This is a genomic window from Ancylobacter sp. VNQ12, from assembly GCF_049445835.1.
GTDB lineage: Bacteria > Pseudomonadota > Alphaproteobacteria > Rhizobiales > Xanthobacteraceae > Ancylobacter.
The window spans coordinates 1-19,236 of record NZ_JBMSDU010000031.1 but is presented as its reverse complement, the minus strand read 5'-3'; the positions used below and the strand labels follow the sequence as shown (position 1 = coordinate 19,236).

Genomic DNA, 19,236 nt, shown 5'->3' with positions numbered 1-19,236 from the left:
GCGGTTCGATCGGAAGGGTACGGCATGTCTGTCCGTAGGCTTGCGCCAAAAGAGGTCCAGCCCGAGAGCTTCGCGTTCACGCCGGAGAATCTCGCCTGGGCCGAGAAGACCATCGCGAAATACCCGGCGGGCCGGCAGGCCAGCGCGGTGATTCCGCTGCTGATGCGTGCGCAGGAACAGGCGGGCGGCTGGGTTTCCGAGCCGGCGATGCGTTATGTCGGCGACATGCTCGGCATGGCGCCGATCCGCGTATACGAGGTCGCCACCTTCTACACCCAGTTCCAACTGCAGCCGGTGGGCAAGAAGGCGCATATCCAAGTGTGCGGCACCACGCCCTGCATGCTGAAGGGCGCCGGCGACCTCATGAAGGTCTGCCAGCGACGCATTCATGCCGACCCGTTCCATCTCTCGCAGGACGGGGATTTCTCCTGGGAAGAGGTCGAGTGCGCCGGCACCTGCACCAATGCGCCGATGATCCAGGTGTTCAAGGACGTCTATGAGGACCTCACCCCCGAGGATCTCGACAAGATCCTCGACGCTTTCGCGCGCGGCGAGACGCCGCCGCCCGGCCCGCAGAACGGCCGCAAGTCTTCCGAGCCGGTCACCGGCCTGCGCGTGCTGACCTCGCCGGAGCTCTATGACGGCTCGGTGGTGGGCACCGGCGCGGGTCTCGCGCTCGCCCGCGAGGCGATCGCCGCCCGTGCCAATGGCGACGCGGCTCCTGCCGCACCTGCCCCAGCGGCGGCGGCTGCCGCCCCGCCGGCCCCGCCCAAGAGCGATCCGGCACCGGCCAAGCCCCCCGTGGCCGAAGCCGTCAAGGCTGCCGGCAACGCCGACGCCGAGAAGCCTGCCAAGCCCGTCGCGCCGCCTCCGGGCGGCAAGGCTGCGGATTGAGGAGCGAACCATGCTTGCCGACAAGGATCGCATCTTCACCAATATCTACGGCTATCAGGACTGGGGCCTGCAGGGCGCGCTGAAGCGCGGCTCGTGGGACGGCACCAAGACCATCATCGACGCCGGTCGCGACTGGATCATCGAGCACATGAAGGCCTCCGGCCTGCGCGGGCGCGGCGGAGCCGGCTTCCCGACCGGGCTGAAGTGGTCCTTCATGCCGAAGCAGTCGGACGGGCGCCCGCACTATCTCGTGGTGAACGCCGACGAATCCGAGCCCGGTACCTGCAAGGACCGTGAGATCCTGCGCCACGACCCGCACCATCTGGTCGAGGGCTGCCTGATCGCCGGCTTCGCCATGGGCGCGAACGCCGCTTATATCTATGTGCGCGGCGAGTTCATCCAGGAGCGCGAGCGCCTGCAGGCGGCGGTCGACCAAGCCTATGAAGCCCGCCTCATCGGCAAGAACAACGTGCATGGCTGGGACTTCGACATCGTCGTCCACCATGGCGCCGGCGCCTATATCTGCGGTGAGGAAACCGCATTGCTGGAGAGCCTGGAAGGCAAGAAGGGGCAGCCGCGCCTGAAGCCGCCTTTCCCGGCCAATGTCGGCCTTTATGGTTGCCCCACCACCGTCAACAACGTCGAATCCATTGCCGTGGCGCCGACCATCCTGCGGCGCGGCGCGGCGTGGTTCTCGTCGATCGGCCGGGCGAACAATGTCGGCACCAAGCTCTATGGCATCTCTGGCCATGTGAACACGCCGTGCATCGTCGAAGAGGCGATGGGCATCCCGTTCAAGGAACTGATCGAGAAGCATGGCGGCGGCATACGCGGCGGCTGGGACAATCTGCTGGCGATTATTCCCGGCGGCGCATCGTGCCCGGTCATCCCGGCCGACCAGTGCGTCGACCTGATCATGGACTTCGACGGCTGCCGAGCGGCGAAGTCCAGCTTCGGCACCGCCGGCGTGCTGGTGATGGACAAGTCGACCGACATCATCAAGGCGATCGCCCGCATCTCCTACTTCTTCCGGCATGAGAGCTGCGGCCAGTGCACGCCATGCCGCGAGGGCACTGGCTGGATGTGGCGGGTGATGGACCGCATGGTCGAGGGACGCGCGCAGAAGCGCGAGATCGACCTGTTGCTTCAGGTCACCACCCAGATCGAAGGGCACACCATCTGCGCGCTCGGCGATGCGGCGGCATGGCCGGTGCAGGGCCTGATCCGGCACTTCCGGCCCGAGATCGAGAAGCGGATCGACCAGTATTCGGCGAACCCGCATTCCGACCCCGTCCCTGTCGCGGCGGAGTGAGAGAGCATCATGGCCAAGATCATCGTCGACGACATCGAGGTCGAGGTTCCCGCCGAATACACGCTGTTGCAGGCGTGCGAGGCGGCCGGCGCAGAGATTCCGCGCTTCTGCTTCCATGAGCGCCTCTCCATCGCCGGCAATTGCCGCATGTGCCTCGTCGAAGTGAAGGGCGGTCCGCCCAAGCCGACGGCGAGCTGCGCCATGAATGTGCGCGACCTGCGCCCCGGCCCGAATGGCGAGCCGCCCGTGGTGCTCACCAAGAGCCCCATGGTGAAGAAGGCGCGCGAAGGGGTGATGGAGTTCCTGCTCATCAACCACCCACTGGATTGCCCGATCTGCGATCAGGGCGGCGAGTGCGACCTGCAGGACCAGGCCATGGCCTATGGCGTGGACACCTCCCGTTATGCCGAGAACAAGCGTGCGGTCGAGGACAAGTATATCGGCCCGCTGATCAAGACCTCTATGACCCGGTGCATCCAGTGCACCCGCTGCGTGCGCTTCACCACCGAGGTGGCGGGCGTGGCCGAGCTCGGCGCCATCGGCCGCGGCGAGGACATGGAGATCACCACCTATCTCGAGGCGGCGCTGTCGTCCGAGCTTCAGGGCAATGTCGCCGATCTTTGCCCGGTCGGCGCGCTGACCCAGCGCCCCTATGAGTTCCACGCCCGTCCGTGGGAGCTGGTGAAGACCGAATCCATCGACGTGATGGACGCTGTCGGCTCCAATATCCGCGTCGATACGCGCGGCCGCGAGGTCATGCGCGTCCTCCCGCGTCTGAATGAGGACGTGAACGAGGAGTGGATTTCCGACAAGACCCGCTACATCTGGGACGGCCTCAAGACCCAGCGCCTCGACCGCCCCTATGTGCGCGTGAACGGCAAGCTGAAGCCGGCGGGCTGGCCGGAGGCCTTCGCCGCCATCGCCGCCAAGGTGAAGGGTGTGCCGGGCAACCGCATCGGCGGCCTCATCGGCGATCTCGCCACGGTGGAAGAGATCTTCGCGCTCAAGACGCTGCTGGCCTCGCTCGGTTCGGCGAACATCGACGCGCGGCAGGACGGGGTGAAGCTCGATCCCGCGCTCGGCCGCGCCAGCTACGTGTTCAACGCGACCATCGCCGGCATCGAGCAGGCGGATGCGCTGCTGATCATCGGCTCCAATCCGCGCCTTGAGGCGAGCGTGCTCAATGCCCGCATCCGCAAGCGCTGGCTGGCGGGCAATTTCCCCATCGGGCTGGTCGGCGAGCATGTCGACCTGACCTATCCCTATGACTATCTCGGCGCCGGTCCCGACACGCTGACCGACCTTGTTGGCGACGGCACCTTCGCGGCGACGCTGAAGAATGCGCAGCGTCCGCTGATCCTCGTCGGGCAGGGCGCGCTGGCGCGGCCGGATGGCGCAGCGGTGTTGGCGCTGGCGGCGCGGCTCGCGGTGTCGGTCGGCGCGGTGAGGGATGGCTGGAACGGCTTCTCGGTGCTGCACACGGCGGCTTCCCGCGTCGGCGCGCTCGACATCGGCGCGGTGCCGGGCGAGGGCGGTCTCGACGCCGTGGCGATGACCAATCCGGGTGGCACTGATGTAGTCTTCGCGCTTGGCGCAGACGAGATCGACATCGCTCCGGGTGCCTTCGTGGTCTATATCGGCACGCATGGCGACCGTGGCGCCCACCGCGCCGACGTCATCCTGCCGGGTGCGGCCTATACCGAGAAGTCCGGCACCTATGTGAACACGGAAGGCCGGGTGCAGATCGCCAACCGCGCCGGCTTCCCGCCGGGTGAGGCGCGCGAGGACTGGGCGGTGCTGCGCGCGCTGTCGGACATCCTCGGCAAGCGGCTGCCCTTCGACACGCTCGGCCAGCTGCGCGCGGCGCTCTATGCGAGCCACCCGCATCTCGCCCGTATCGACCATGTCGAGCCGGCCGATCCGGCGGCGGTGATCGCGCTGGCGGGGCCTGGTGCCGCGCCGGACCGCGCGCCGTTCCGCGCCGCCGTTTCCGACTTCTACCTGACCAATCCCATCGCCCGCGCCTCCGCTGTGATGGCCGAATGCTCTGCGCTCGCCCAAAGCCGCCTCGCGGCGGCGGCAGAGTGAGGGGAGGGAGAGCATGACCAATACAAGCTGGCTCGACACCGTCATTCAGGTCGCCATCATCCTCGCGCAGAGTCTTGCACTGCTGGTCGGCCTGCTGATCGTCGTCGCTTACGTGCTGCTCGCCGACCGCAAGATCTGGGCGGCGGTGCAGCTGCGCCGCGGCCCGAACGTGGTGGGGCCGTTCGGCCTGTTCCAGTCCTTCGCCGACCTGATCAAGTTCGTGCTGAAGGAGCCGGTAATCCCGGACGGCTCGAACAAGGGCGTGTTCCTGCTCGCGCCCTTCGTGACCTGCCTGCTGGCGCTCGCCGCCTGGGCCGTGGTGCCGCTGGACGCCGGCTGGGTGGTGGCCGACATCAATGTCGGCGTGCTCTACATCTTCGCCATCTCGTCGCTCGGCGTGTACGGCACCATCATGGCCGGCTGGGCCTCGAACTCGAAGTACCCCTTCCTGTCGGCGCTGCGCGCGGCGGCGCAGATGGTGTCCTACGAGGTCTCGATCGGCTTCGTCATCGTCACCGTGCTGATGTGCGCCGGCTCGCTGAACCTGTCGGCCATCGTCGAGGCGCAGAACACGCCCTACGGCATCTTCGGCTGGTACTGGCTGCCGCTGTTCCCGATGTTCGTGATCTTCTTCATCTCGGCGCTGGCCGAGACGAACCGCCCGCCCTTCGATCTGGGCGAAGCGGAATCGGAGCTGGTCGCGGGCTTCATGGTGGAGTACGGCTCGACCCCGTACATGATGTTCATGCTCGGCGAGTATGTGGCGATCATGACCATGTGCGCGCTCACCGCCATCCTGTTCATGGGCGGGTGGCTGCCGCCGGTGGCGATCGCACCCTTCACCTGGGTGCCGGGCATCATCTGGTTCCTGCTCAAGGTGCTGCTGGTCTTCTTCATGTTCGCCATGGTGAAGGCGATGGTTCCGCGCTACCGCTACGATCAGCTCATGCGGCTTGGTTGGAAGGTGTTCCTGCCGATCTCGCTGTTCATGGTCGTGCTGGTGGCCAGCGTGCTGCACTTCGGCGGGCTGGCGACCGGGGGAGGCTGACATGAACGAGGGCACACTCGCGGCCCTGATGGAAGCCTCCGCCATCGGCTGGGTGGGGGCGCTCGCCGGAGCGATCTTCGGCGCGCTGGAATGGTTTGTTCTGCCGCGGGTGGTCGAAACGTCAATCCGCGGTTCGAGGGAAGCCCGGAAGCTGAGTGCCGATCAGCTCGAGGGTGTGATTTCGTGGTGGAAGACGGTGATCCGGGTGTTCGCCGTCTCGATGCCGCTGGTGGGCTTCGGCCTCGCCGCGGCCATGGCCGATTGAGGAGAGCGACATGAGATTGGATCTGGCCGCACGCCAGCTGCTGCTCACCGAGTTCGTCTCGGCGTTCTTCCTGGCTATGCGCTATTTCTTCAAGCCGAAGGCGACGCTGAACTACCCGTTCGAGAAGGGCCCGGTGTCGCCGCGCTTCCGCGGCGAGCACGCGCTGCGCCGCTATCCCAACGGGGAAGAGCGCTGCATCGCCTGCAAGCTGTGCGAGGCGATCTGTCCGGCGCAGGCCATCACCATCGAGGCCGGTCCGCGCCGCAACGACGGCACGCGCCGTACCACCCGTTACGACATCGACATGGTGAAGTGCATCTATTGCGGCTTCTGCCAGGAGGCTTGCCCGGTCGATGCCATCGTCGAGGGGCCGAACTTCGAGTTCGCCACTGAGACGCGCGAGGAACTCTACTACGACAAGGCCAAGCTGCTCGCGAATGGCGACCGCTGGGAGCGGGAGATCGCGCGCAACATCGCGCTGGACGCGCCGTATCGCTGAGCGTGCAGGGGAAAACGACGTGAAGACCACAATGATGCACGCCGCTAAGGCCCTCGGCGCCGGGAATGCCGGGACGTCGGGCGCGGGGACGACTGGGGGGTGCCGGGCATGAGCCTCGCCGCGCTGTTCTTCTATCTTTTCGCCGGGGTTGCTGTCGCCTCGGCCTTCATGGTCATCGCGTCGAGGAACCCGGTTCACTCCGTGCTGTTCCTCATCCTGACCTTCGTGAACGCCTCCGGCCTGTTCATCCTGATCGGGGCCGAGTTCCTGGCGATGCTGCTGGTCGTCGTCTATGTCGGCGCGGTCGCGGTGCTGTTCCTGTTCGTAGTGATGATGCTCGACGTCGATTTCGTCGAGCTGCGCCAGGGCTTCCTGCAGTACCTGCCGATCGGCGCGCTGGTCGGCCTCGTGTTCCTCGCCGAGCTGGTGCTGGTGTTCGGCTCCTGGACCTTCGGCGAGGGCGTCACCGGCGCCGTGCTCACCACCGCGTCGGATGTGTCGAACACGGTGCAGATCGGCCGCGTGCTCTACACCGACTATGTCTACTTCTTCCAGACCGCCGGCCTCGTCCTGCTGGTCGCCATGATCGGCGCCATTGTGCTGACGCTCCGCCACAAGGAGAACGTCAAGCGCCAGAGCATCCCGGTCCAGAACGCGCGCACCAAGGCGATGGCGATCGACGTCGTCAAGGTGCCCTCCGGCAAGGGGCTCTGAGTCATGGTCATCGGTCTCGCGCACTATCTGACCGTGGCGGCGATCCTGTTCACGCTCGGTACCCTCGGCATCTTCCTCAACCGGAAGAACGTCATCGTCATCCTGATGTCGATCGAGCTGATCCTGCTCGCGGTGAACATCAACTTCGTCGCCTTCTCGGCATTCCTGGGCAACATCACCGGACAGATCTTCGCGCTGTTCGTGCTGACGGTCGCCGCCGCCGAGGCCGCCATCGGCCTCGCCATCCTCGTGGTGTTCTACCGCAACCGCGGTTCGATCGCCGTCGAGGACATCAACACGATGAAGGGCTGAGGAAGCCATCATGTATCAGGCGATCGTCTTCCTCCCTCTCATCGGCTTCCTGATCGCCGGCCTGTTCGGCCGGCTGATCGGCGCGCGTGCCTCCGAGCTCGTCACCACGGGACTGCTCTTCGTCTCTGCCTTCTTCTCTTGGATCGTCTTCTTCCAGACGGCGTTCGGCGGGCATGACGGCACGGTCGAGCTGTTCACCTGGATGTCGTCGGGCGGGCTCGACGTGAAATGGGCGATCCGTGTCGACACGCTGACGGCAGTGATGCTGATCCTTGTGACCACGGTCTCCTCGCTCGTGCACCTCTATTCCATGGGGTACATGCACGAGGATCCGAGCCGGCCGCGCTTCTTCGCTTATCTCTCGCTGTTCACCTTCGCCATGCTGATGCTGGTGACGAGCGACAACCTGGTGCAGATGTTCTTCGGCTGGGAAGGGGTGGGCCTCGCCTCCTACCTGCTCATCGGCTTCTGGTACGACAAGCCGTCGGCCTGCGCGGCGGCGATGAAGGCCTTCATCGTCAACCGCGTCGGCGATTTCGGCTTCGCGCTCGGCATCTTCGCCGTGTTCATGATGACGGGTTCGGTCGGCTTCGAGCAGGTGTTCGCCACCGCTCCCTCGCTGATGGACAAGACCATCCATTTCATCGGCATCGACTGGCACGCCCCGACCATCATCTGCCTGCTGCTGTTCGTCGGTGCGATGGGCAAGTCGGCCCAGCTCGGCCTGCACACCTGGCTGCCGGACGCGATGGAAGGCCCGACCCCGGTCTCCGCGCTCATCCATGCGGCGACCATGGTCACTGCCGGCGTCTTCATGGTGGCGCGCCTGTCGCCGCTATTCGAATTGTCGCCGACCGCGCTCAACGTCGTCATGTTCGTCGGCGCCTCGACCGCCTTCTTCGCGGCGACGGTCGGCTGCGTGCAGAACGACATCAAGCGCGTGATCGCCTACTCGACCTGCTCGCAGCTCGGCTACATGTTCACCGCGCTCGGCGCCGGAGCCTATTCGGTCGGCATTTTCCACCTGCTGACGCACGGCTTCTTCAAGGCACTGCTGTTCCTTGCCGCCGGCTCGGTCATCCATGCGATGCACCATGAGCAGGACATGCGGCACATGGGCGGCCTGTGGCGGAAGATCCCGTTCACCTACGCCACCATGCTGATCGGCGGCCTCGCGCTGACCGGTTTCCCCTTCACCGCCGGCTATTTCTCCAAGGACGCGATCATCGAGACCGCGTTCATGAGCCACAGCATCTTCTCGACCTATGCCTTCACCCTCACGGTGGCGGCGGCAGCGCTGACCTCGTTCTACACCTGGCGGCAGATGTTCATGACCTTCCACGGGAGGCCGCATGATCATCATCACTATGAGCATGCGCACGAATCGCCGCTCACCATGCTGATTCCACTGGGCGTGCTTTCTCTCGGTGCACTGTTCGCCGGCGTGATCCTCTACCCCTACTTCGTCGGCCACGACGTGGAGAGCTTCTTCCGCGAGGCCATCTTCATGGGGCCGGACAACAAGATCCTCGAGGAGATCCACCACATCCCGGCCTGGGCCAAGTGGTCGCCCACGGTGATGATGGTGCTCGGCTTCATCGTCGCCTACTGGATGTATGTCTCCAGCCCGGCGGTGCCGAAGGCGCTCGCGAAGCGGAACGACCTGCTGTACCGCTTCCTGCTCAACAAGTGGTACTTTGACGAGCTCTACGACTTCCTGTTCGTGCGGCCCACGAAGTGGATCGGCAACTTTCTGTGGAAGCAGGGCGACATCCGCGTCATTGACGGCTACGGACCTAACGGTGTCTCGGCGCGGGTGATCGACGTCACCAACCGCGTCGTGCGCCTGCAGACCGGCTACCTCTACCACTACGCGTTCGTGATGCTCGTGGGCGTCGCGGCCCTCATCACCTGGTTCATGTTCGGGGGCGCGCACTGATGTACGACTGGCCCATTCTCTCCGTCGTCACCTTCCTGCCCCTCGTCGGCGCGCTGCTCATTGTCCTGATGATCCACGGCGACGACGAGGTGGCGCAGCGCAACGCCCGCTGGGTGGCCCTGTGGGCGACCCTCGTCACCTTCATCATCTCGCTGCTGCTGCTCCTGGGTTTCGATCCGGCGCTGCACGACTTCCAGTTCGTCGAGCAGAAGCCTTGGCTCGGCGAGATCGCGGCCTATCGCATGGGCGTGGACGGCATCTCGCTGCCCTTCGTGCTGCTCACCACGCTGCTGATGCCGATGTGCATCCTGGCGAGCTGGGAATCGATCCATGTGCGCGTCAAGGAGTACATGATCTGCTTCCTGGTGCTCGAGACGCTGATGATCGGCACCTTCGCGTCGCTGGACCTGCTGCAGTTTTACATCTTCTTCGAAGGCGGCCTGATCCCGATGTTCGTCATCATCGGCGTCTGGGGCGGCAAGCGGCGCGTCTACGCGACGTTCAAGTTCTTCCTCTACACGCTGGCCGGCTCGGTGCTGATGATGCTCGCCATCATGGCCATGTACTGGCAGGCCGGCACGACCGACATCACCAAGCTGCTGACCTTCGGCTTCCCCGCCGGCATGCAGACCTGGCTATGGCTCGCCTTCTTCACCTCCTTCGCGGTGAAGATGCCGATGTGGCCGGTGCACACCTGGCTGCCCGACGCGCATGTCGAGGCGCCCACCGCCGGCTCGGTCATCCTGGCGGCCATCATGCTGAAGATGGGCGGCTACGGCCTGCTGCGCTTCAGCCTGCCGATGTTCCCGGACGCCTCGGCCTATTTCGCGCCCTTCGTCTTCACGCTCTCGGTCATCGCGATCATCTACACCTCGCTGGTCGCGCTGATGCAGGAGGACATCAAGAAGCTGATCGCCTATTCGTCCATCGCCCATATGGGCTACGTGACCATGGGCATCTTCACCCTGACCCAGGAAGGCATCCAGGGCGCGGTGTTCCAGATGGTCAGCCACGGCTTCGTGTCGGGCGCGCTGTTCCTTTGCGTCGGCGTCGTCTATGACCGCATGCATACCCGCGAGATCGCCGCCTATGGCGGGCTCGTGCACCGGATGCCGATCTACGCGACGGTGTTCATGGTCTTCACCATGGCCAATGTCGGCCTGCCGGGCACATCGGGCTTCATCGGCGAATTCCTGACGCTGCTGGCGACCTTCGGGCGCAACAGCTGGGTGGCGTTCTTCGCCACGACCGGCGTCATCCTGTCGGCGGCCTACGCGCTGTGGCTCTATCGCCGCGTGATCTTCGGGCCGCTGGAGAAGGAAAGCCTCAAGGGCATTCTGGACGTCAACAGCCGCGAACTCGCCTCGCTGATCCCGCTGCTCTTCTTCACCGTGCTGTTCGGCGTGTGGCCGCAGCCCATTCTGGATGCGTGCAACGTCGCGGTGAGCGCGATCGTGGCCCGCGCGGATGTGGCGGCCGGCGCCATCAAGGCCGCCAGTCTGGTGCTGCCTTGATCCGATACATGACCCTCGCGGAGCCTCGCTCATGACCTTTACCCTTTCTGCGCTCGGCCCCGCGCTGCCGGAACTGCTGCTGGCCGTCACCGCCATCGTGCTGATCCTGTTCGGCGCCATTGTCGGGCCGAAGTCGACCGACACGGTCAACGGTGTGGCGCTCGCGGCGCTGTTCGCCGCGCTGGTGCTGGTCATTCTCGGACCTGACGAAGCGGTGCTGTTCGGCGGCAGCTTCCAGGTCGACGCCTATGCGCGCTTCCTCAAGGTGCTGGCGCTGCTGGGCGCCGGCGGCACGCTGGCCATGTCGGTGGACTGGCTGAAGCGGGAGAAGCAGAGCCGCTTCGAGTTCGCCATCCTCGTGCTGTTGTCGACGCTTGGCATGATGATGCTGATCTCGGCGGGCGATCTGCTGGCGCTCTATATGGGCCTCGAGCTGATGAGCCTCGCGCTCTATGTGATCGCGGCGAACAACCGCGAGTCGGTGCGCTCCACCGAGGCGGGCCTGAAGTACTTCGTGCTCGGTGCGCTGTCGTCCGGCATGCTGCTCTATGGCGCTTCGCTGATCTACGGCTTCACCGGCTCGATCAATTTCGTGCGGATCGCCGAGGCGGCCCGCGAGCCCTCTCTCGGCCTGATCTTCGGCATCGTGTTCGTCTTCGCCGGCCTGTGCTTCAAGGTGTCGGCGGTGCCGTTCCACATGTGGACGCCCGACGTCTATGAGGGTGCGCCGGCGCCGGTGACGGCGTTCTTCGCCACAGCACCCAAGGTGGCGGCCATGGCGGTCTTCGTGCGCTTCGCCACGGAGGCGCTGCCGCATGTCGCGCATCAGTGGCAGCAGATCGTCGTGTTCGTGTCGATCGCCTCGATGGTGCTCGGCTCCTTCGCAGCGATCGGTCAGCGCAATATCAAGCGACTCATGGCCTATTCCTCCATCGGCCATATGGGCTACGCGCTGGTCGGTCTGGCCGCCGGCACCGAGCAGGGCGTGCGCGGCGTCCTCGTCTATCTCGCCATCTATGTCGCCATGACGCTCGGCACCTTCGCTTGCATCCTCTCCATGCGGCGCAAGGACGGGATCGTCGAGAATTATGAGGATCTCGCCGGCCTTGCCCGCACCAGCCCGGTGAAGGCGTTCATGCTCGCCGTGCTGATGTTCTCGCTGGCCGGCATTCCCCCGCTCGCGGGCTTCCTGGCGAAATACTACGTGTTCCTCGCCGCCATCGAGGCGGGCCTCTATGGCCTCGCGGTCATCGGCGTGCTGGCGAGCGTGGTGGGCGCCTTCTATTATCTGCGCATCGTCAAGGTGATGTATTTTGACGAGCCGGCCGAGGCGTTTCAGCCGATGCCGACTGAGCTGCGTGCGGTGTTGGCGATCTCCGGCCTGTTCACGCTGCTGCTGTTCGTCTACCCGGCGCCGCTGCTGGCGGCGGCCAGCGTCGCGGCACGGGCACTCTTCTGAGAATGGCGGAGCTGCCGCGGGCGACCCCGGTCATACGCTACGAGGCGGTCGGCTCCACCAACGCCGAGGCGCTGGCGTGGCCTCCCGGCGGGGCCGCGCCGCTCTGGTTCGCCGCCGCCCGCCAGACCGCAGGGCGCGGTCGGCGGGGCCGCTACTGGCATTCCGGGCCGGGCAATCTCTACGCATCGCTGCGGCTGGTCGGGGCGGCGCCTTCCGCCCGGCTTCCCGAACTGTGTTTCGTCGCTTCGCTCGCGCTTTATGATGCCGTGCGCGCCGTGACCGGCATTGATCCCTTGCGCATCGGTCTCAAATGGCCGAATGACGTGTTGATCGACGGGGCCAAGCTTGCGGGCATCCTCATCGAGGGCACGGTGCTGCCGGACGGGCGCAACGTGACGGTGATCGGTTTCGGGGTAAACTGCGCGCATCATCCGGCCGATACGCCCTATCCAACGACCGACCTCGCCGCCGCAGGTTATCCCACCGAGCCCGCCGGATTGCTGGCGGCGCTGGATACGGCGATGCTCGACCGGTTGCGCGAGTGGGCAGAGGGCAGGGGCTTCGACGAGACCCGCGCGGAATGGGTGCGGCGCGCGCCGGGGCTCGGGCGCCCGGTGACGGTGCGTCTGGGCGAGCGCGAGACGCATGGTGTGTTCGAGGCGCTGGATATTTCCGGCGCCATGGTACTGCGGCTCCCCGATGGGGGACGTGAAACGATAAGCGCAGGCGACGTATTTCCCGCGCCGCGCATTCAGGGTTGAAAGGCAGTGGAGTGAGCAAGACGCCGGAGGAATTGGTTTTCGCGCCCCTCGGGGGCGTTGGCGAGATCGGCATGAATCTGGGGTTGTACGGCCTCGGCCCGAAGCACCGGCGCAAATGGCTCGCCGTGGATCTCGGCATTTCCTTCGCGCCGCCCGAGATACCCGGCATCGACATCATCATGCCCGACGTCGCTTTTCTCGAGCATGAGCGCAAGCAGGGCAATCTTGTCGGGCTGGTGATCACCCACGGCCATGAGGATCATGTCGGCGGGCTGTTCGACCTGTGGCCGCGGCTCGGCTGCCCGGTCTATACGACGCCCTTCACCCACGCGCTGGCGGAGGCGCGTCGTCTCGGCGAGCCGGGCGCGCCGAAGATTCCCTTCCATGTCGTGCCCTCGGGCGGGCGGGTGAACATCGGCCCGTTCGACGTCGAGTTCCTGCCGGTCGCCCATTCCATTCCCGACAGCCACGCGCTGGCTCTGCGCACGCCGCTTGGCCTCGTGGTGCATACCGGCGACTGGAAGATCGATCCGACGCCGGTGGTCGGCAACGTGACCGACCCGGCGCGTTTCACGGCGCTTGGCGACGAGGGCGTGCGCGCGGTCGTCTGCGATTCCACCAATGCGTTCCGCGACGGCGTCTCGCCCTCCGAGACCGATGTACAGCAGGTGCTCGGCGAGTTGATCGCCCAGGCGCCGCATCGCGTCGCGGTGACGACCTTCGCCTCCAATGTCGCGCGTGTCCGCTCGATCGCCGAAGCCGCCTTCAAGAACGGGCGCGAGGTCGTCCTCGTCGGCCGCGCGATGGAGCGTGTCGTCTCCGTGGCCCGCGAGCAGGGCATGCTGGACGGCCTGCCGGCCTTCCGCCCGGCCGATGCCTATGGCTTCCTGCCGCGCGACAAGGTGGTGGCGATCCTCACCGGCAGCCAGGGCGAGCCCCGCGCCGCGCTCGCCCGCATCGCCGATGACGACCATCCCGAGATCGCGCTGTCGCCGGGCGATCATGTGATCTTCTCCTCGCGCACCATTCCCGGCAATGAGCGGGCGGTGAACCGCATCATCAACGCGCTGGTGCTGCAGGGCGTGAAGATCATCACCGACCGTGACGGCCTGGTGCACGTCTCCGGCCATCCTCGCCGCGGCGAGCTGGAGCAGATGTATCGCTGGCTGCGCCCGCAGGTCTCGGTGCCGGTGCATGGCGAGCCGCTGCATCTGTCCGAACACGCCGACCTCGCCCGCTCCATGGGCGTGCGCGAGGTCATTCGCCTGGTCGACGGCGACGTGGTGCGCCTCATCAGCGCCGATCCCTCGCTTCATGCCGAGGTGATCGAGGAAGTGCCGGTCGGCCGCCTCTACAAGGATGGCCACGTTCTCATCAATTCCGCCGATCCGGCGGTCGCCGAGCGCCGGCGTATGTCTTTCGCCGGCCTCGTCTCCGTGGCGGTCGCCATGACCACCAAGGGCGAAGTGGTCGGCGACCCGATGATCGATCTGTCCGGCCTGCCTGAGCTCGGCATTGGCGGCAAGCCGATCGACGATGTGGTGGAGGAAGCGGTCCTCGATTGCCTCGATGGCCTGCCCAAACAGCGCCGCCGGGATCCCGACGCCGTCGCCGAGTCGCTGACCCGCGCGGTGCGCGGCCAGGTAAATGCCATCTGGGGCAAGAAGCCGCTCTGCCATGTCCTGGTGATCACGGTATGAAGTGCTTCGGAGCACGTCGCTAAAGTCGAATGCCGTTCGTCGGGCGATCATGCTCCAACTGCTCCATCCCGGCCGCGTGCGCCGGGACGGGGGAATTAGCGGGAGCGTGCTTCTATGATCGGGCGTCTCAACCATGTCGCCATCGCCGTGCCGGATCTCGATGCGGCGATCGCCACCTATCGCGACACGCTTGGCGCCGAGGTGTCCGATGTCGTGCCGCAGCCCGAGCACGGGGTGAATACGGTGTTCGTCACCCTCCCCAACACCAAGGTGGAACTTCTCGGCGTGCTGGGCGAGGGCTCGCCCATCGTGAAGTTCCTGGAGCGCAATCCGGACGGCGGCATTCACCATCTGTGCTACGAGGTGGATGACATCCGCACCGTGCGCGACAGCCTCGTCGCCGCCGGTGCGCGCGTGCTCGGCTCGGGCGAGCCGAAGATTGGCGCCCATGGCAAGCCGGTGCTGTTCCTCCACCCGAAGGACTTCCTCGGCACACTGGTCGAACTCGAGGAAGCGTGAGGCAAGGCCGATGGGCGTTACTACCTACATCGCGATCTACTTCATCGTCTGGTGGACGGTGATCTTCGCCGTGCTTCCCTTCGGCGTGCGCTCCCAGCACGAGGCCGGCACGGTGGAGGATGGCAGCGAGCCGGGGGCACCGATGCGCCCGCTGTTGATCCGCAAGGCGCTGGTGACGACGGTGGTGGCGGCGGTGATCGTCGGCCTGTTCGCCTGGTCGGTCGAGACCGGCCGGCTGACGCTCGACATGTTCCCGATGCCGTTCAAGGCCTATTGAGGCGGCCAGCCTCTCGCTGATGTGAAGCAGGTAAAAAAAGAGGCGGGACCGTGGTCCCGCCCTTTTTTAAACCTCGACGCCCGCACCCGATTCCGTGCCGTTTCGGCATCCGTCAGGGGGCTTTCTTTGTCGTCATTCCTCCCGAGACCTGGACCGGCATCGCGCATCAAGCGGCGAAAGGCGGACCTCTTTCTAGAGGCCGGCAACATAGATCAGAAACGACGGCCTTGTCATCCTTGCGTCGCAATAGATCGATGGTGCATCGCAATAGGGCGGGCGTGCGGCGTGTCGGCGCAGCTCTCGCTGGGGCAGGTTCCGTGCCTGTGAGCGTGCCCGGCGGCGCGAGGGCTTGTATTTTGCTGACTGATCCGGTTTCTGTCCGCCAGTATTGCCGAGCGCCAAAGCCGGCCGAATCGCGAGTTTCACGATGCGCCTGTCCCGCTACTTCCTGCCCATCCTCCGTGAAGTCCCGAAGGAAGCGGAAATTGTCTCGCACCGCTTCATGCTGCGCGCGGGCATGATCCGGCAGGAGAGCGCCGGGATCTACGCCTGGCTGCCGCTCGGCAAGCGCGTGCTGGACAAGATCTGCAACGTCGTGCGCGAGGAGCAGAACCGCGCCGGCGCCATCGAGATCCTCATGCCGACCATCCAGTCGGCGGATCTCTGGCGCGAGAGCGGGCGCTATGACGACTACGGCAAGGAGATGCTGCGCATCAAGGACCGGCACGAGCGCGACATGCTGTTCGGGCCGACGAATGAGGAGATGCTCACCGAGATCGTCCGCGCCTATGTGAAGTCCTACAAGGACCTGCCGCTGAACCTCTACCATATCCAGTGGAAGTTCCGTGACGAGGTGCGTCCGCGCTTCGGCGTGATGCGTTCGCGCGAGTTCCTGATGAAGGATGCCTATTCGATCGACCTCGACTTCGAGAGCGCGGTCACCGCCTATAACAGGATGTTCGTCGCTTACCTCCGGACCTTCGCCCGGCTCGGCCTGAAGGCGATCCCGATGGTGGCCGACACCGGCCCGATCGGTGGCAACCACAGCCATGAATTCATCATCCTCGCCTCCACCGGCGAGAGCCAGGTGTTCTGCCATTCCGACTATCTCGGCATGCAGACACCCGGAACGGACGTGAACTTCGATGACGCTGCGGAGCTGCAATCCATCGTGAACCGCTGGACCAGCCTCTATGCGGCCACGGAAGAGAAGCATGACGAAGCAGCGTTCGGGGCGATTCCCGAGGGCGAGCAGGTTTCCGCCCGGGGCATCGAAGTGGGTCATATCTTCTATTTCGGCACCAAGTACTCCGAGCCGATGGGCGCGAAGGTCACCGGTCCCGACGGCGTCGAGCGTCCGGTGCACATGGGTTCCTACGGCATCGGCCCCTCGCGCCTCGCGGCGGCGATCATCGAGGCTTCGCATGACGAGAACGGCATCATCTGGCCGGAGGCCATCGCTCCCTTCCGCGTCGGCCTGCTCAACCTCAAGGTGGGCGATGCGGCCACCGACGCCGCCTGCGAGGCGATCTACGCCTCGCTGAGCCAGCAGGGTGTCGATGTGCTCTACGACGACACGGACGAGCGCGCCGGTGCGAAATTCGCCACCGCCGACCTGATCGGCCTGCCGTGGCAGATCATCGTCGGGCCGAAGGGGCTCGCCGCCGGGACAGTCGAACTGAAGCGCCGGGCTGACGGCGCGCGCGAGACGCTTTCCGTGGAATCGGCACTGGCACGGATCCTTGGATGAGCATCACCGGATGAGCGCGACGAGCGCCGGAGCACCTATGGCAGGCAAGGGCAGCGCGCGTCCGGCCAAGCAGCCGTCGACGGAGTCCGCCGGCGAGCCGACCGGCACGCGTCCGTTCAGCGCCTATGAGTGGATGCTGTCGCTGCGCTATCTGCGCGCACGCCGCAAGGAAGGCTTCATTTCCGTCGTCGCCGGCTTCTCCTTCCTCGGTATCATGCTGGGCGTGGCGACGCTCATCATCGTCATGGCGGTGATGAACGGCTTCCGCACCGAGTTGCTGTCGAAGATACTCGGCCTCAACGGGCATCTCCTGGTGCAGCCGCTGGAGAGCCCGCTGACCGACTATGACGAGGTCGCCAAGCGCATCGCCGGCGTGCCGGGCATCAAGCTTGCCGTGCCGCTGGTGGAAGGGCAGGCGTTGGCCTCCTCCGCCTTCAACGCCGGCGGCGTGCTGGTGCGCGGCATCTCCGAGGAGAACCTGCGCAAGTTGCCCTCCATCGGCGCCAATATCCGGCAGGGCACGCTGGAAGGCTTCGACGAGGGATCGGGCATTGCCATTGGCAAGCGCCTCGCCGACCAGCTCTCGCTCCAGGCCGGCGACAACCTCACCCTCGTCGCCCCGCGCGGCGCGGTGACGCCCATGGGCACGACGCCGCGCATAAAGGTCTACAAGATCGCCGCGGTGTTCGAGATCGGCATGTCGGAATATGACAGCGCCTTCGTCTTCATGCCGCTGACGGAGAGTCAGGCCTATTTCAACAAGAACGGCGATGTGACCGCCATCGAGGTCTACACCGACAATCCCGACGACATGGAGCGCATGCGCGCGGCGGTTCACGACGCGGCCGGGCGGCCGATCTACATCGTCGACTGGCGGCAGCGCAACGCCACCTTCTTCAACGCGTTGCAGGTCGAGCGCAACGTGATGTTCCTGATCCTCACGCTCATCGTGGTGGTGGCGGCCTTCAACATCATTTCCGGCCTCAACATGCTGGTGAAGGACAAGGGGCGCGACATCGGCATCCTGCGCACCATGGGCGCGACGCGCGGCGCCATCATGCGCATCTTCCTCGTCACCGGCGCCGCCATCGGCGTGGTGGGCACGCTGGCGGGCTTTCTGCTCGGCCTCATCGTGTGCCTCAATGTGGAGGAGATCCGCCAGTTCATCTCCTGGCTGACGGCGACCGAGCTGTTCTCGCCGGAACTCTATTACCTCAGCCGCCTGCCGGCGGAGATGAATGCCGGCGAGACCGCGACCGTCGTGGTCATGGCGCTGGTCCTTTCCTTCCTCGCTCCGCTCTACCCATCCTGGCGCGCCGCGCGCCTCGATCCGGTGGAAGCGCTGCGCTACGAATAGGGGGCGTCCGTGGCCGCTGCTTCGCGCGACGCCGTTCTGCGCCTCGAAGGCATCGAGCGCCGCTATGTGCAAGGCGAGGGAACCCTCGACATTCTGTGCGGCGTCGACTTCAGCGTGATGGAAGGCCAGTCGGTCGCGTTGGTCGCCCCCTCCGGCACCGGCAAGTCGACCCTTCTGCACGTCGCGGGGCTGCTGGAGCACCAGGACGCCGGCGAGGTGTTCATTGCCGGTCAGGGGACGGCGGGCCTGCCGGACGCCGACCGCACGCGCATCCGCCGCACCGGCATCGGCTTCGTTTACCAGTTCCACCATCTGCTGCCGGAGTTCTCGGCGCTCGAGAATGTGATGTTGCCGCAGATGATCCGCGGGCTGGCCAAGCGCGAGGCGGCGATCCGCGCGAAGGAACTGCTCGGCTATCTCGGCCTCGGCAAGCGGCTGGATCATCGTCCGGCGGAACTGTCCGGCGGCGAGCAGCAGCGCGTCGCCATCGCCCGCGCCGTGGCGAACGCGCCGCGCGTGCTGCTGGCGGACGAGCCGACCGGCAATCTCGACCCGCACACCGCCGACCATGTGTTCCACGCGCTGTCGCAGCTGGTGGAAGCGACGGGGCTGGCCGCGATCATCGCGACCCACAACCTCGCCCTCGCCGACCGCATGCACCGCCGGGTGACGCTGCAGGACGGACTGGTCGTCGAGCTGGACTAGGTGACATACCCATAAGGGGATTCCCAGCGGAGCATTGTTTTGATTCACTGATCTCAGCCCTGGAGGTTGAGATGGCGCGCTTTGACCTGACGGATTTCGAGTGGTCGGTGATCGCACCGCTTC

At 65.8% G+C, this 19,236-nt stretch carries 18 protein-coding genes; all 18 read left to right on the top strand.

What is annotated here, in order from left to right:
• Positions 1-24 precede the first annotated feature (24 nt).
• The 18 genes from nuoE (at position 25) to ACO2RV_RS23435 (ending at position 19,113) form a co-directional block, all read left to right on the top strand.
• Positions 25-894, top strand: a complete 870-nt coding sequence (gene nuoE, locus ACO2RV_RS23520; RefSeq protein WP_423296641.1) for an NADH-quinone oxidoreductase subunit NuoE — start codon at positions 25-27, stop codon at positions 892-894.
• 10 nt (positions 895-904) lie between these two features.
• Positions 905-2,206, top strand: a complete 1,302-nt coding sequence (gene nuoF / locus ACO2RV_RS23515) for an NADH-quinone oxidoreductase subunit NuoF (RefSeq protein ID WP_423296640.1) — start codon at positions 905-907, stop codon at positions 2,204-2,206.
• Positions 2,207-2,215: 9 nt separating this feature from the next.
• On the top strand, positions 2,216-4,294 hold the full coding sequence (gene nuoG, locus ACO2RV_RS23510) for an NADH-quinone oxidoreductase subunit NuoG (RefSeq protein WP_423296639.1): 2,079 nt from the start codon (positions 2,216-2,218) through the stop codon (positions 4,292-4,294).
• 13 nt (positions 4,295-4,307) lie between these two features.
• Complete coding sequence (nuoH, locus tag ACO2RV_RS23505; RefSeq protein ID WP_423296638.1) at positions 4,308-5,342, top strand: NADH-quinone oxidoreductase subunit NuoH; 1,035 nt, start codon at positions 4,308-4,310, stop codon at positions 5,340-5,342.
• A gap of 1 nt (position 5,343) precedes the next feature.
• On the top strand, positions 5,344-5,607 hold the full coding sequence (locus ACO2RV_RS23500; RefSeq protein ID WP_423296637.1) for a hypothetical protein: 264 nt from the start codon (positions 5,344-5,346) through the stop codon (positions 5,605-5,607).
• Positions 5,608-5,617: 10 nt separating this feature from the next.
• A complete protein-coding gene (nuoI, locus tag ACO2RV_RS23495) occupies positions 5,618-6,106 on the top strand; it encodes an NADH-quinone oxidoreductase subunit NuoI (RefSeq protein ID WP_152302253.1) in 489 nt (162 codons plus the stop codon).
• 108 nt (positions 6,107-6,214) lie between these two features.
• A complete protein-coding gene (locus ACO2RV_RS23490) occupies positions 6,215-6,820 on the top strand; it encodes an NADH-quinone oxidoreductase subunit J (protein WP_423296636.1) in 606 nt (201 codons plus the stop codon).
• Between the two features lie 3 nt (positions 6,821-6,823).
• Positions 6,824-7,132 carry an NADH-quinone oxidoreductase subunit NuoK gene (nuoK, locus tag ACO2RV_RS23485; RefSeq protein ID WP_423296635.1) on the top strand — a complete coding sequence of 103 codons (309 nt, stop codon included), beginning with the start codon at positions 6,824-6,826 and terminating at the stop codon, positions 7,130-7,132.
• Between the two features lie 10 nt (positions 7,133-7,142).
• A complete protein-coding gene (gene nuoL / locus ACO2RV_RS23480; protein WP_423296634.1) occupies positions 7,143-9,071 on the top strand; it encodes an NADH-quinone oxidoreductase subunit L in 1,929 nt (642 codons plus the stop codon).
• The gene (locus ACO2RV_RS23475) at positions 9,071-10,585 is read left to right on the top strand and encodes an NADH-quinone oxidoreductase subunit M (RefSeq protein ID WP_423296633.1); all 1,515 of its coding nucleotides are present in this window, start codon (positions 9,071-9,073) and stop codon (positions 10,583-10,585) included. Before nuoL ends, ACO2RV_RS23475 begins: the two co-directional genes overlap by 1 nt.
• A 31-nt stretch (positions 10,586-10,616) precedes the next feature.
• Positions 10,617-12,044, top strand: coding sequence for an NADH-quinone oxidoreductase subunit NuoN (gene nuoN / locus ACO2RV_RS23470; RefSeq protein ID WP_423296632.1), 1,428 nt, complete (start codon positions 10,617-10,619; stop codon positions 12,042-12,044).
• A gap of 2 nt (positions 12,045-12,046) precedes the next feature.
• On the top strand, positions 12,047-12,805 hold the full coding sequence (locus tag ACO2RV_RS23465; RefSeq protein ID WP_423296631.1) for a biotin--[acetyl-CoA-carboxylase] ligase: 759 nt from the start codon (positions 12,047-12,049) through the stop codon (positions 12,803-12,805).
• 71 nt (positions 12,806-12,876) lie between these two features.
• Positions 12,877-14,505, top strand: a complete 1,629-nt coding sequence (locus ACO2RV_RS23460; RefSeq protein ID WP_423296630.1) for a ribonuclease J — start codon at positions 12,877-12,879, stop codon at positions 14,503-14,505.
• 114 nt (positions 14,506-14,619) lie between these two features.
• Positions 14,620-15,024: a methylmalonyl-CoA epimerase gene (mce, locus tag ACO2RV_RS23455; RefSeq protein ID WP_423296629.1), complete on the top strand. Its 405-nt coding sequence runs from the start codon at positions 14,620-14,622 to the stop codon at positions 15,022-15,024.
• Positions 15,025-15,034: 10 nt separating this feature from the next.
• Entirely contained in the window at positions 15,035-15,301 is a 267-nt protein-coding gene (locus ACO2RV_RS23450; protein WP_423296628.1) for a DUF1467 family protein, read from the top strand.
• A 427-nt stretch (positions 15,302-15,728) separates the two neighbouring features.
• Complete coding sequence (gene proS / locus ACO2RV_RS23445; protein WP_423296627.1) at positions 15,729-17,051, top strand: proline--tRNA ligase; 1,323 nt, start codon at positions 15,729-15,731, stop codon at positions 17,049-17,051.
• Between the two features lie 133 nt (positions 17,052-17,184).
• Positions 17,185-18,408: a lipoprotein-releasing ABC transporter permease subunit gene (locus ACO2RV_RS23440; protein ID WP_423296657.1), complete on the top strand. Its 1,224-nt coding sequence runs from the start codon at positions 17,185-17,187 to the stop codon at positions 18,406-18,408.
• 9 nt (positions 18,409-18,417) lie between these two features.
• Positions 18,418-19,113 carry an ABC transporter ATP-binding protein gene (locus ACO2RV_RS23435; RefSeq protein WP_423296626.1) on the top strand — a complete coding sequence of 232 codons (696 nt, stop codon included), beginning with the start codon at positions 18,418-18,420 and terminating at the stop codon, positions 19,111-19,113.
• Positions 19,114-19,236: the final 123 nt, after the last annotated feature.

What these genes read in the sequence shown, in the direction of transcription:
- nuoL (WP_423296634.1), top strand. Translation starts at nt 7,143, where the DNA reads ATGTATCAGGCGATCGTCTTCCTCCCTCTCATCGGCTTCCTGATCGCC.
- ACO2RV_RS23500 (WP_423296637.1), top strand. Translation starts at nt 5,344, where the DNA reads ATGAACGAGGGCACACTCGCGGCCCTGATGGAAGCCTCCGCCATCGGC.
- nuoE (WP_423296641.1), top strand. Translation starts at nt 25, where the DNA reads ATGTCTGTCCGTAGGCTTGCGCCAAAAGAGGTCCAGCCCGAGAGCTTC.
- nuoH (WP_423296638.1), top strand. Translation starts at nt 4,308, where the DNA reads ATGACCAATACAAGCTGGCTCGACACCGTCATTCAGGTCGCCATCATC.
- ACO2RV_RS23465 (WP_423296631.1), top strand. Translation starts at nt 12,047, where the DNA reads ATGGCGGAGCTGCCGCGGGCGACCCCGGTCATACGCTACGAGGCGGTC.
- ACO2RV_RS23475 (WP_423296633.1), top strand. Translation starts at nt 9,071, where the DNA reads ATGTACGACTGGCCCATTCTCTCCGTCGTCACCTTCCTGCCCCTCGTC.
- ACO2RV_RS23450 (WP_423296628.1), top strand. Translation starts at nt 15,035, where the DNA reads ATGGGCGTTACTACCTACATCGCGATCTACTTCATCGTCTGGTGGACG.
- proS (WP_423296627.1), top strand. Translation starts at nt 15,729, where the DNA reads ATGCGCCTGTCCCGCTACTTCCTGCCCATCCTCCGTGAAGTCCCGAAG.
- mce (WP_423296629.1), top strand. Translation starts at nt 14,620, where the DNA reads ATGATCGGGCGTCTCAACCATGTCGCCATCGCCGTGCCGGATCTCGAT.
- nuoF (WP_423296640.1), top strand. Translation starts at nt 905, where the DNA reads ATGCTTGCCGACAAGGATCGCATCTTCACCAATATCTACGGCTATCAG.
- ACO2RV_RS23440 (WP_423296657.1), top strand. Translation starts at nt 17,185, where the DNA reads ATGCTGTCGCTGCGCTATCTGCGCGCACGCCGCAAGGAAGGCTTCATT.
- nuoN (WP_423296632.1), top strand. Translation starts at nt 10,617, where the DNA reads ATGACCTTTACCCTTTCTGCGCTCGGCCCCGCGCTGCCGGAACTGCTG.
- ACO2RV_RS23490 (WP_423296636.1), top strand. Translation starts at nt 6,215, where the DNA reads ATGAGCCTCGCCGCGCTGTTCTTCTATCTTTTCGCCGGGGTTGCTGTC.
- ACO2RV_RS23460 (WP_423296630.1), top strand. Translation starts at nt 12,877, where the DNA reads ATGAATCTGGGGTTGTACGGCCTCGGCCCGAAGCACCGGCGCAAATGG.
- nuoK (WP_423296635.1), top strand. Translation starts at nt 6,824, where the DNA reads ATGGTCATCGGTCTCGCGCACTATCTGACCGTGGCGGCGATCCTGTTC.
- nuoG (WP_423296639.1), top strand. Translation starts at nt 2,216, where the DNA reads ATGGCCAAGATCATCGTCGACGACATCGAGGTCGAGGTTCCCGCCGAA.
- nuoI (WP_152302253.1), top strand. Translation starts at nt 5,618, where the DNA reads ATGAGATTGGATCTGGCCGCACGCCAGCTGCTGCTCACCGAGTTCGTC.